The organism is Paenibacillus sp. VTT E-133291 (genome assembly GCF_002264395.1).
GTDB lineage: Bacteria > Bacillota > Bacilli > Paenibacillales > Paenibacillaceae > Paenibacillus_AQ > Paenibacillus_AQ nitricinens.
The window spans coordinates 18,808-32,033 of the sequence record NZ_NFVA01000022.1; the positions used below are offsets into that span (position 1 = coordinate 18,808).

Here is a 13,226-nt window from a genome sequence, read left to right on the forward strand (position 1 = left end):
TACTGAGCAATTTTGAGCTTCTTACCAAGCAATAGCGTCATCTGAGTCCGTAAGCTCCGGGGATGATGGATATACGATATAAGCAAGCCGCCAATGATCCCAAAAAACAGAACAGCGATCCTCCGATAACAGGAGAATCGCTGTTCTGTTGATTTTTATGGACTCTGAACTCTTACTTACAGCGCTAAATTACGATCAATGAGGGCGATGCGTTGCTGTACACAAGCATAAGAGCGAAGCGGGTCTTCTGGTGTGTTCAGTACATAATCTAACATTTGGTCAACGGTAGTTGTCGCTACATGGATGCGAGTGTCGGAGGAAGCGTAGTAGATATAAATCTCACCGTTATCGCGTGCAATCACACCATTACAGAATACGACGTTGGATACATCACCGACACGTTCCTCACCGTCTGGTGCGATGAAATGACCGCCTGGGGAATGGGTAACTTTGTTTGGCTCCTCCAAATCAGTTAAAAAGGCATAAAGCACGTATCTAAGCCCAGCAGCAGTGTTTCGCACACCATGAGCAATATGCAACCAGCCTTTTTCAGTTTTGATTGGAGCTGGACCTTGACCATTCTTAACTTCCTTGATGGTATGGTAATGGCGCTCATCCATGATGGTTTCACTCGTAATCACGGCAGCCTCAATTGAATCCGAGAGCCCCCAGCCAATTCCGCCACCGGAACCTGCATCAATAAAGCCATCCTGTGGGCGAGTGTAGAAGGCGTATTTTCCATCAACATATTCAGGATGGAGCACAACATTACGCTGCTGAGCTGACCCTGTTTGGAGATCGGCCAGACGTTCCCAGGTCTTCAGATCTTTTGTGCGAACAATACCACATTGGGCTACTGCGCTAGAAAGGTCACCGTGTGGGGCATCTGGATCTTTACGTTCTGTACAAAAAAGGCCATAAATCCAGCCATCTTCATGGCTTACAAGGCGCATGTCGTAAACGTTAATATCCGGAACATCTGTCTCGGGCAGCACGACTGGACGATCCCAGAAGCGGAAGCCATCCACACCATTATCACTTTCAGCTACAGCAAAAAAAGATTTACGGTCATTACCTTCCACGCGGGCAACAAGATAAAACTTACCGTTAAGTTCTATGGCACCAGGGTTGAAAACGCCGTTGACACCGATTCTTTCAGCGAAGTATGGATTGGTGTCAGGGTTGAAGTCGTAACGCCAGATTAGAGGAGCGTGCTCAGCGGTAAGCAGTGGATGAGTATAACGGTCATAAATACCGTTTCCATAAGGGAGCTTTTCATTGTTACGGGTGATCAGTGCCTCATAACGTTCTGTAAGTTGTTGTTTGCGTTCTTGAAATAATGATGACATTATACAGTCTCCTTTATAGTTGGTTTGATTCGTCCGATCATTTCAAAGCAGGCTCTGCTGTTATGATAAGGGCATTTCCAGGCACTAACCTTGGTTGCGTCAGGGAGAGGCAGATGCTTCTCGTCCACACCCCAGTACCATTCGCCTAATTTGTGATCCACCATATATTTATCAATAAAAGTCCAGGAGGCTTGGGCAGCCTCGTTAAATTTGCTGTTACCGGTCAGCTGATAAGCATTATAGAATCCGACAACCGCCTCCGCTTGCGGCCACCAATCTTTATCTTTGCTTAGCAATCCGCTCAGATCAGCTTCATTCCATATCCCGCCATCGGTATCTATACCTTCTGCAAGAACAGCTTCTGCCATGGAGATAGCGACAATTCGAACACGCTGTAGCAGCTTTTCTTCTCCAAGTATTTCTGCGGCTTCCACAAGCAGCCAGCTGCCTTCGATATCATGTCCATAGGAGATAATATCTGACTTAACATTCCAGGCCTCATCAAAGAAAAGATGAAAATGCTTGCCTTCGTTATCAATGATATGGTCCAGCATCGTTTCAATTAGCTCAGCCAGCGTGTTTTCCAGCTCCTCTGACTTCCATACTCGATAAAGTCCGGTATACGCTTCTAACACGTGTAGATGTGTGTTCATTGATTTTTTCTCATTCAAGTCCTTGCTGCTAAGGCTGAGGTTATCCGTGATTTGCCATTCCCGTGATAAAGCTTCAACATAACCTTTATAAATAGAATCATAGCCGTATTTCTCAACGAGCTGGAATATTTGAATGGCCTCATCTAATACCTCAGGCCGCCCAGTCGCGCGGTAGAATTCAGCCAATGCGTAGATAGCAAATGCTTGGCCATAGATCTGTTTTTTCTCCTGTGAAGGTCTGCCCTCAGCATCCACCATCCAGTATAAACCGCCATATTCTTTATCGATGAAATGATCCATTAGATAGATATAAGCACGTTCTGCCATAACCAGATATTCTGTCTTGCCGTAGATTCGGTAAGCGCTCGCAAAGGACCAAAGAATACGTGCATTAAGCACAAGACTTTTCTCCGCGTCAGGTGTTATGTTTAGCTGATTGTCGATTTCACCAACAAAACCGCCATTGATTTCGTCCTTCGTCTGTTTCATCCAAAAACTAAGAATATTACCCTGTAGCTCATCCTCAAGCTGGGTCAACCATAATTCTGGTGAATTAATCATTGGTAAGTAGTCACTCCTCACATTACTTATTGATTTTCGAGGTGAAGTATTCTTTAATGATCCCAGCGGCTTGTTTGCCATACATACAATAATCATCATTGTGTTCTGCTTCATGAATTGGATAAAGATGAGTAGGCCAATCCCAAAGCATAAAGCCCTGAACCCAATCTCTGCGCTCACAGCCTTGAAACATTGCCTGATAGAATTTGTTTTGTTCTGCTTGACTTGGTTCACCCTTTAAGGTCCAATCATTAGGAATTGCCGCGCTCCCACTTCGGCTTGGGCAACCCGCCTCCATAAAAAAGAATGGCTTATTCTGCGATCTAACCACACTTTCAATCCGGTCGAGCTGAGCTTCCCAATCATTAGCTGGATAATATCCACTTGAAGAAATCACATCGAGCGCATCCCACCAGGTCACGTTATCCTCCTGATATTTATCGCAATTATAAGTGAGAATTCCTGAGTAAACCTTCCGAACCTCGGCAATAAGCGTGCGCCATTCGGCATCGCGTCTATCCGCTTGGACAAGCTCGCAGCCGATACAGAACATCTCACAACCCGATTCTTCAGCGATAGCAGCATAATGCAGAATAAATTTAGTATAAGAGCGGAACCATTCCGACCATTTAGGCTCACAAGGGACATCCTTATCGAAAAAGTTAATGTGAGCACGCCAAGTTCCGTCCGCACAATTAACAATCGGCTTAAGGCATACCTTAAGCTGCAGTGACTTTGCTTTACTAATGGCCTGTTTCACTTCTTCGTCAGTAACGGTTGGAGCCTCCCAATAGGGGATTTCCGTAGAATGAGCGGTTGATTGAAGTGCACTAAGTGCAATGGCTGTCCAGTTCGCCCCGGTGACTGAAGACATGAGTTCCATCGAACGTTCCGCTTCTTCTGTTGTCCAAGAACCACGTGTACCCGAGAAGCCCCAGGTTATGCCTGCAATGTATTCGTTGTTAAATACCATCGAGAATCCCACCTTACATGAAAATAGAAAAGATAATTATTATGTTAATTTGTTATATAGTTATTATTAATTTGTTAGTTTATAATAACAACTTAATTCAGTTATATACTTTTTCGGAGATGATTTCAAGGACAATTTATAGTGGCGGCTGGGAAATTAGAATAACTTTCGTTATAGTAAATGCAAGACTATAAAAGAGCGAAATCGTACATTGACTTAAGACATAGGAAGAATTCTATTCGTGATGATGGTGCAATCATAATAACTGGCAGATACAGCTGGAGGGAAGTGCTCAAATGATAAATGTTATGATTGCGGACGACGAGGAGGTCATTCGCAGGGGGCTCGAAAAAATCACATCCAGGATGGAGCTGGACGTACATGTAATTGGATCCTACGGTAACGGGTTGGAGGCCTGGGAGCATATTGAAAAGTTATCCCGAGCGGAAATAGATCTGCTTATTACAGATATAAAAATGCCTAGAATGGACGGCTTTATGCTTATTGAACAGGTTAGAGGTTATATGGAGGATTTACCTATTGCCGTTCTTAGCGGTTTTAGTGAATTTGAATATGCCCGCCGAGCCATCCGTCATGGGGTGATAGATTATTTATTAAAACCTATTGATAAGACTCAGCTATATGAATTGCTCAAAAGAGTAGAGGATACAAAGAAAAAGAGCGTTAAAGACCAGGAGGAGATCATCTCCCAAGCGGCGGATGGTGGAGAGCATTACGTAGTTGAACAGACTAAAAGCATACTGGAGAGGGAGTATGATCAGAACTTCGAACTTGAGCGTTTGGCGGAGACCGTCGGTATGAATGCGAGCTACCTTAGCCGGTTATTCAAAATAAAGACGGGGCAAACCATCACCGAATATCTAATTCAAATTCGAATTACTAAGGCGAAAGAATTGCTGATCGAGCATCCCGACCTAAAAAATTATGAAATTGCCGATAAGGTTGGCTATAGTGATCCGGTTTATTTTAATAAATTGTTCAAGAAAATGTGTGGGATGACACCTAAGGATTACAAAAGTGGCTGTAAATTACCGAAAATGGAACGTGAGGTTTAGTCCTATATAGGAAGCTATTATTTAGGAGAGCGATAAGCTCTCTTTTTTTGGGGTTATTTTCAATAAATTAGATAATAAAAACATCATAACAAAAACAAAAATAACAAATACAAGACCAGAAAAAGCAATTCAAACCATCGTTTTGCGTGAAAAATAGATCTATAATGGGTTTGTAAGCGATATCATCACTTTTTTTCAAGAGTATTTCTGTTAGTTTGATAATGGTAATTACTCTGTTAAATTAATGGTGATGATATAAGTTATTATTTTTGTTATTAAACCAAATTAGAGTTGAATGGAAGAGAGGGGTCGTAAAAGCATGAAAAAAGGAAAAACAATGATGGGCTTGATGGCACTGACACTTATGGCAGGATTGTTTAGCGGTTGTTCCTCAAACAACAACACCAACAATGAAGGCACTAAAAACACAGGAAGCAATGGATCCTCAACAGAGGCGACGGCAGCTCCGGCTGATGATGCAGCAGCCAAGGATATTAAAGGGGATATCACGGTTATTACACAAAGAACGGATATTGTTGATACCGTATTCAAAGAGTATGCGGCTAAGTTCAATGAGAAATATCCTGATGTAAAGGTGAATTTTGAAGCGCTTGCTACTTATGAAGATCAAATTAAAATTCGCATGAGCACTAGTGACTATGGCGACGTTCTTTTGTTACCTACAAGCATAGCTATTAAAGATATTCCCGATTTCTTCGAACCACTGGGTACACTCGAAGATATGCAAAAACAATATACAGGGGTAGAAGAACGAGCAGTAGACGGAGTGGCTTACGGAATTCCAATGACCATCAACTTTAACGGTATTATTTACAACAAACAAGTCTTCAAGGATGCAGGGATTACAGAGGTTCCAAGAACTCCTGAACAATTCTTAACTGCTCTGCAATCTGTTAAAGACAAAACGAAAGCTGTGCCTCTGTATACAAACTACGCAGCTGGCTGGACATTGACCCAATGGGAAGCGGATCTGGCTACAGTAGCTGGTAACCGTGATTATGTGAACATTGGTCAAGTGGCTAGCGACGACAACTATGTTCCAGGTCAACCTCACTATGAGCTGTACAAAATCCTGTACGATGCAGCACAAAAAGGTTTGATTGAAGAAGATCCAACGACTACAGATTGGGAATCTTCTAAAGCGGATCTGGCTAACGGAAAAATCGGCACGATGGTTCTTGGATCTTGGGCAATCGGTCAAATCAAAGGTTTAGCAACGAATCCAGATGATGTTGGCTTCATGCCATTCCCTACGAATGCAGATAAAATCCTTGTACCGCTTGCTGGTGACTACAATCTGGGTGTCAGCGTTCATAGTAAAAACAAAGAAGCTGCTAGAGCTTGGGTGGATTGGTTCATTAACGAATCTGGCTACCCAACGACTGAAGGTGGCGGTATGAGCCCGGCTATCGGTGCTGAGCTTCCAGAAATTCTGAAACAATATGAAGGTACTGAAGTAACCTTTGATACACTTGCAGCTGCTAAAGCCGGTGAAGAAGGCTGGTCTGATGAAATCGACAAACAAGCCGAAATCGGTGCTTGGCAACCAGACTTCAAGAAACGTATTATTGAAGCCGCAATTGGCAACAGAAAAGAATCCTATGATGACATCATGAAGGACCTCAACGACAAGTGGAAAGCCGCTCGCGCGAAAGTCACAGCACAGTAACAACTATAAGCTTTCTTAAATGCTTTAGGCGGTAGTGGAAGTGGAAGGGGATATGCGATCGGGCATTTCCCCCTTCACATTTAAACGAGTCATAAATAAATGAGGATGCTTTTCTGGAGGTGTATCGGGTGTTCAAGTTTTCGAATTTGAGTTACAAAAATCAACGTATTGCCATCATATGCTTGTTCTCATTAGTACCGATCGTATTGCTACTCACGTTTGCTTATTATCCAGTCATCAGTATGTTTCGGTACAGCTTCACCAGCTGGAATGGCCTAAGTAAAAATATGGAGTACGTTGGGTTAGAGAACTACAAAACCATTTTTACGAAACCGGAGTATTTTTCCGTATTTAAGGTCAGCTTGTATTATTTCTTTACCACCTTTATTCAGATGGCGCTTGCTTTGTATTTTGCAACCATTCTGAGCTTTAGTGTTCGCATGAAAAATTTATTCAAAGGGATCTTGTTCTTCCCAACCTTGCTAAACGGTGTAGCGATCGGCTTTATCTTTTTGTTCTTTTTCAAACCAGATGGAACGCTAGATACGATTCTTAACCTGCTCGGACTCAGCGGTTTACAGCAGAAGTGGCTGCTCAATCCGAATTTGATTAACTTCTCACTTGCAGGTGCGTCACTGTGGAGATACATGGGGATGAATTTCCTGATCTTCCTTGGGGCTATTTCCTCGATCGGTTCGGATATTTATGAAGCTGCTGAGATTGATGGTGCAAACCGATGGCATCAGTTTATGCATATTATTTTGCCAAGTATTAAGCGAATTCTGCAGTTGAACTTGATCTTAGCGGTTAGTGGCGCCATTGGAGTATTTGAAATTCCATACGTCATGACAGGCGGATCTAACGGAAGTAGTACATTTGTTATTCAGACGGTCGATGTAGCTTTCAAATATAGCAAAGTTGGATTAGCGTCAGCGATGGCCGTAGTTTTGCTGGGTATCGTTATAGTAGTTACTATTTTGCAGCGCGTTCTGATCAAGGAGGAGAAATAAACTATGCATTCTGTAAAATATACCACTGCTAGTATATTCAAATATCTCACCTTGATTTTGGGAGCACTTGCAGCGTTGATACCCATCGTAGTTGTATTTTTTGCTTCATTAAAAACAGGGCCAGAATACGCTTCAACCGGACCGTTAACGCTGCCAGAGAATTGGCTGAATTTCTCCAACTACACTAAGGCTTTTGTTGATGGGAAAATGCTTCTGGGATTTAAAAACACGGTCATTATCGTTGTGATCTCTATCCTGGGTGCAACGCTGACGGGTTCAATGATGGCTTATATTTTATCCCGCTTCAAATTTAAAGGCAGTAAAGTTCTTATCAGTATGTTTCTGATTGCTACTCTGATTCCGGGTGTTACTACGCAAGTAGCAACTTTCCAAATCATCAATCACTTGGGCTTGTTTAATACCAGATGGGCACCCATCGTGATGTACCTCGGTACGGATATTATCGCTGTATATATTTTCATGCAGTTCTTGGATTCGATTTCCGAGTCACTGGATGAATCCGCGATGCTGGACGGGGCTTCGTATTGGACGATTTATTGGAGAATTATTTTGCCGCTGCTGAAACCGGCGATTGTAACAGTAATTATTGTGAAGGGCGTAAATATTTATAACGATTTTTACACTCCTTTCCTTTATATGCCGAAAACAGATCTCCAAACGATCTCCACAGCGCTCTTTAAGTTTAAAGGTCCGTACGGATCACAGTGGGAAGTTATATGTGCGGCGATTATGATCGCAATTATCCCGACCTTGGTTGTGTTTACCGCGTTGCAAAAGTATATCTACAATGGATTTTCGCAAGGTTCCGTGAAGTAAGCTTAGTAGTAGATTTCATAACAGTACTAGATAAAATAGCAATCTAAAAAGTTGCATACATTTGGAGGGAATACTAATGAGTGAAGTAAAATTGGTAGGAGCAAGTGCAGTGAACATCCCGAACATGCCTTGGCAGGATAAGCCTGCTGGCTACGAGAACCCGATTTGGAGACATAATGATAACCCGGTTATCAAAAGAAATCCCGCAAAAGGTGTAGCCCGTATTTTTAATAGTGCGGTTGCTGCGTATGAAGGGAGTTTTATTGGAGTATTTCGTGTAGAAGATAACACGACTCGTCCGCATTTGCGTATGGGACATAGTGTTGATGGTCTAGATTGGAAAATCGATGATGAGCCGATCCGATTTATAGATGAAGAAGGTAACCCTTATCAGCCGCGGTATGCTTACGATCCACGTCTGGTTAAGGTCGAAGATACATTTTATATTATCTGGTGTACAGATTTTTACGGCGCAGCCATTGGTGTTGCCAAAACACAAGATTTCAAAACATTTATCAGCTTGGAAAATCCATTCCTGCCCTTCAACCGGAACGGCGTATTGTTCCCTAGAAAAATTAACAATAACTTCGTGATGTTGTCCCGTCCAAGTGACAGCGGTCATACCCCATTCGGTGATGTATTCCTTAGCGAAAGCCCTGACTTTGTATATTGGGGTAAACACCGTCACGTGATGAGCAAAGGGGGGCAAGGCTGGTGGCAAAGTGTGAAGATTGGCGGCGGACCTGCACCGATTGAAACCTCTGAAGGCTGGTTGATGTTCTACCATGGCGTTACCGGAACTTGTAACGGTCTTGTATATAGCATGGGTGCAGTTATTTTGGATATTAACGAGCCTTCGAAAGTAAAATATCGCTCGAAAAATTTTGTTCTAACTCCTGAAGAGTGGTATGAGGAAAGAGGTTTCGTGAATAACGTTCTGTTCCCATGTGCCACTCTGCATGATGCAGAAACCGGCCGTATCGCCATCTATTATGGTGCTGCTGATACTTATGTAGGCGTTGCATATACAACTGTTGATGAAATCGTCAACTATGTCATCGATACCCATGAAGAGGTTGGCGATGATGCGGGTTTAGGCAAAATTTAATAGGGTGAACAAGCTTTGGGGAAGAACTTTAGATAGAGTGAAGTGGAGTAGATGCTGCTTGGTGGTCGTGTAGCGTTCGAAAGAACTTTACAGCGTGCAGTGCAATGTGTTTTGTGTGCTGGGTTCTGCACGTTGCGCGCTTTGTGTTATGTGTTATGTAGCTTCGGCTTTTCATTGCATTCTCTGCAATAGAAACTCTCGATTTCGTCTGAAAAAAAGAATCTATTGCACTCTCTGCAATGGATTTCCGCAAAAATCAATTTTATGCTCATTTTCGTTCGAACTGATTGCGCAAAGTGCAATAGAACAAAGACGGACACTCATATGGAGAGATTCTATTGCACAAAGTGCAGCGCAAGAGCCACGAGTGAGTACTATGAGCTCATTCATGAGACGCCAGTATGTCTAGGCTAAAGCCGCAGTTGCACAAAGTACACTTAAACTAACCTGTTTGGTGGTGTTTAGTGTAAATAGTTGCACATTGTACACTTATTTCAGGCGATTTTGCCCCGGAAACCCCGCTGTGAGCAATTTTAGTTGTATAGAGTGCAATTAAATGAACAACACGACATATTTAGTTGTAATAGTTGCACAAAGTGCAACTAGCGAATTCTTGTTATTAGTAGAAGCTAACGGAAAATCCACATATGCGGGTTTTCCGTTTCCATTGTTTTTAAGTGATAAAACCTTAAGGAGGACCTTAATATGGGAAACGACATGACATTGTCACAATTAAAAGAATATAACGGAAGCAGCCCAAAGCCGATAGAATTTGACGCGTTTTGGGAGCGGGCTTTGCGTGATCTGGACGCCCAGTCACTAGATTATGAACTAGAGCCTGCGGAGTTCGTCAGCGAGCTGGCGGAATGTTTTCATCTTTATTTTACCGGCGTTGGCGGAGCAAGAATTCATTGTAAATATGTAAGACCGAAGAAAAGGGGTTCAGAAAAAAGTTCTGGTGTCGTGATGTTTCATGGATATTCCTGTGACAGCGGGGATTGGATGGAGAAGGTGACTTATGCGGCCCATGGGATTAGTGTCCTTGCGATGGATTGCCGGGGACAAGGCGGACTTTCCGAGGATAATCTTACAGTAAAAGGCACAACCATTCGTGGACATATTATTCGCGGCATTGACGATCCTAATCCGCACAACCTTTACTATCGTAATGTGTTTCTGGATACAGCACAGACTGCTCGAATATTGATGTCTATGGAGGAAGTTGATCCTGCACGAGTAGGTGCTTTTGGTTTATCTCAAGGCGGAGCGCTTACTGTAGCTTGTGCAGCATTAGAGCCGCGTGTGAGCATGGCCGTTCCTGTGTATCCGTTTCTTTCAGATTATAGACGGGCTTGGGAGCTTGATATCACTACGTCAGCTTATGAGGAAATTAACTATTATTTCCGCTTTTTTGATCCCCATCATTTTCGTGAGGACGAGATTTTTAATAGACTGGGTTACATCGATATTCAGAATCTCGCGGAGCGAATTCAAGCTAAAATGTTGTGGGTTACAGGGTTATCCGATGTGATTTGTCCACCTTCAACGCAGTTTGCCGCATACAACAAAGTACTAGCGCCCAAAGAGCTTATGGTTTATTATGAGTACGGTCATGAGTATTTGCCATATCTTTCCGATCGGGTGTTACAAATGTTCATGACCTTGTAAACGATAAGCCAGTAGGCATAACAGACGACAACGGTGGTGAATGATTAGATGAAAGTACAAGTGAAAAAAGAAAAAAGACGATTCCAGCTGCATCCATCCAAATCCATTGGGGTGCGGCTTTTTCTCATCTTCTTTGTTTCGACGATGGTGCTCGTGCTCTCTCTCGGCTACACTTCCTATTCCGTAGCTGAGCATACGATCGAGACGAATGCGCTGTCAGCCAATCAACAGACAGTCGTTCAAACCGCTGAGAAGTTTGATGTGGAATTGTTACGTTATGAGGATGGTCTAGGAAGAATCTTGTATGACAATGAAATTCAAAATGCACTCAATCAAGGGGATAATCCCACTACAAGTAATGAGGAACGTAAGGTACTATCTAACCAGATTAGTGCGCAGCTAAATAATTGGCTCACGGCATCAAACGGTGTGGAGGCCGTATACCTTATTCCGATGAATGAAGGTTTTCCAATTTCTTCGGCAGGGACAAAAGATAGCGCTTTTATTGAGAGTTTCAGAGAATCCTCATGGTTTAAGCAGCTACAGGAGAAGCCACAGAGTGTATGGATTCCACGTGAATTACAGGGCCAGGAAGGAAATACGTCAGGTGTTTTCCATTTGGTCAAATCGATTGCCGGTGATTCTAAAAGCAAGGGATACATAGTTATTAACGATATTAGAATTAGCGAATTAGAAAATCAGCTTCGTAAAGTGGATCTTGGAACAAGCTCCTACATGCAATTGCTGACGAATAAGGATGAATTGATTGCCTCCTCCCAGCAAGTGGGGACAGATACATATCTGAATTTGGGAGGGACGCTTCTGGGTGGTCTGCAGAATACAGCAGGCTCATTGCCAACAAAGGATGAAAAGGGAAAATCTATATTAGCTGTATACGGAACACTAGAAACCTCGGGATGGAGATTACTTGGTGTTGTACCGGCTGAGAACTTGACGAAAGACGCGCTGCGTATTCTCAAGACTACTTATATTATTGTTGCTGTAGCTGCTGTTATCGCCATTCTGATTGGATATTGGATGTTCAGAATGGTATCTCGGCCCCTGACCAGACTTAAGAATTTGATGTCAGAGGGAGCTGAAGGGAATCTAGGGGTGCGTACGAATATCACCTCACGTGATGAGATCGGTCAGTTATCCAGCTCTTTTAACATGATGATGGAACGGATAACAGAGCTGGTTATTCATACGAATGAAACCGCCCGGAAGGTACTGGAAACCGCCGATGAGCTTAGCGGTGTTTCGCGTAAGACTGCTGATGCAGCTATGGATATTGCTGCGGCCACGGAAGAAATTGCGGGTGGTGCAGGTAGTCTGGCCTTGGAAGCTGATCGTGGCAATGAGTTGACAGGACAAATTTCGGTACAGATGGATTTAGTTAATTCAGCTACTCACGAGATGGATCACACCGCACACAGCATCGGCGAACTCAGTGAGGAAGGCTTCAATAGATTAAAAGAACTGCTTAATGAGACAAATAGGACGGGCCTGAAGACGAATCAGCTTGTGATGAAGGTTAACGAGCTGACAGAAACGGCATCTTCCGTTATAAAGGTTCTTAATGTCATGCAAAATATTACACAGCAGACGAATATCTTGTCACTGAATGCCACCATTGAAGCAGCAAGAGCAGGCGAGGCTGGACGCGGATTCATGGTGGTAGCCGATGAAATACGCCAGCTTGCAGATCAATCGAAAGAGTCTATTGCTGTTGTGGCTGAAATAACAGATACCGTTATGAGAGATATGAACGAGACGGTTGTGGTCCTTTCAGAAGTTGCACCGCTCTTTAATCAGCAAATGACTTCCGTGCAGAGCACTAGCGATATTTTCGTATCTGTGCAGGATCAAATGCAGCATTTTATCGCCCGTCTGAATGCTGTAACTGTGTCGATGGACAGCCTGAGTCAATCGCAAAAGGTTCTATCCGATTCGATGAGCAACGTAAGCTCAATAGCTGAGGAATCATCAGCTGCCTCTCAAGAAGTTGCTTCACTTAGTGGTGAGCAACAAAGTGTAAGTGATCATTTGGTAGAGCTTTCTTTGAAGCTGGAGGATGCATCCTTGCAGTTAAAGGAGAAGTTATCGAAGTTCAGCGTGTAGGGTAGCCGTAACAGAATACTAAATTAAAGAACCGCTTATTCCTTTAGGAGAAGCGGTTCTTTGATTTTTACTTTTAATTTAAATATTTTTTTGATTTTGATGTTGTAATGAACATTTTATGGCGATTCTAATGGATGTAGATAGGACATAATAGGTGTGGATTCTGCTCAGGAGGGAAGA

10 protein-coding genes are annotated in these 13,226 nt (G+C 43.0%); 7 read left to right on the plus strand and 3 right to left on the minus strand.

Features of this window, described 5'->3' with window-relative positions:
* Positions 1-176 precede the first annotated feature (176 nt).
* From CA598_RS11615 to CA598_RS11625, 3 genes are read right to left on the minus strand one after another with little or no spacing between them, the layout of a single operon-like run.
* A complete protein-coding gene (locus tag CA598_RS11615; RefSeq protein WP_094870574.1) occupies positions 177-1,349 on the minus strand; it encodes a glycoside hydrolase family 130 protein in 1,173 nt (390 codons plus the stop codon).
* A complete protein-coding gene (locus tag CA598_RS11620) occupies positions 1,349-2,563 on the minus strand; it encodes an AGE family epimerase/isomerase (protein WP_094870575.1) in 1,215 nt (404 codons plus the stop codon). The genes CA598_RS11615 and CA598_RS11620 overlap by 1 nt, the downstream gene beginning before the upstream one ends.
* Before the next feature lie 22 nt (positions 2,564-2,585).
* Entirely contained in the window at positions 2,586-3,536 is a 951-nt protein-coding gene (locus tag CA598_RS11625; protein ID WP_094876585.1) for a glycoside hydrolase family 113, read from the minus strand.
* A gap of 296 nt (positions 3,537-3,832) precedes the next feature.
* On the opposite strand from CA598_RS11625, the gene CA598_RS11630 reads away from it, so the two are divergent.
* From CA598_RS11630 to CA598_RS11660, 7 genes are all read left to right on the plus strand, one after another.
* Positions 3,833-4,612, plus strand: coding sequence for a response regulator transcription factor (locus tag CA598_RS11630; RefSeq protein ID WP_094870577.1), 780 nt, complete (start codon positions 3,833-3,835; stop codon positions 4,610-4,612).
* Positions 4,613-4,931: 319 nt separating this feature from the next.
* Positions 4,932-6,302, plus strand: a complete 1,371-nt coding sequence (locus CA598_RS11635) for an ABC transporter substrate-binding protein (protein WP_094876586.1) — start codon at positions 4,932-4,934, stop codon at positions 6,300-6,302.
* 128 nt (positions 6,303-6,430) lie between these two features.
* The gene (locus CA598_RS11640) at positions 6,431-7,312 is read left to right on the plus strand and encodes a carbohydrate ABC transporter permease (protein ID WP_042186108.1); all 882 of its coding nucleotides are present in this window, start codon (positions 6,431-6,433) and stop codon (positions 7,310-7,312) included.
* Between the two features lie 3 nt (positions 7,313-7,315).
* A complete protein-coding gene (locus CA598_RS11645; RefSeq protein WP_042186110.1) occupies positions 7,316-8,149 on the plus strand; it encodes a carbohydrate ABC transporter permease in 834 nt (277 codons plus the stop codon).
* Between the two features lie 76 nt (positions 8,150-8,225).
* Entirely contained in the window at positions 8,226-9,257 is a 1,032-nt protein-coding gene (locus tag CA598_RS11650; protein WP_094870579.1) for a glycoside hydrolase family 130 protein, read from the plus strand.
* 705 nt (positions 9,258-9,962) lie between these two features.
* On the plus strand, positions 9,963-10,925 hold the full coding sequence (locus CA598_RS11655) for an acetylxylan esterase (RefSeq protein WP_094876587.1): 963 nt from the start codon (positions 9,963-9,965) through the stop codon (positions 10,923-10,925).
* A gap of 48 nt (positions 10,926-10,973) precedes the next feature.
* Positions 10,974-13,046: a methyl-accepting chemotaxis protein gene (locus CA598_RS11660; RefSeq protein ID WP_094876588.1), complete on the plus strand. Its 2,073-nt coding sequence runs from the start codon at positions 10,974-10,976 to the stop codon at positions 13,044-13,046.
* Positions 13,047-13,226 lie beyond the last annotated feature (180 nt).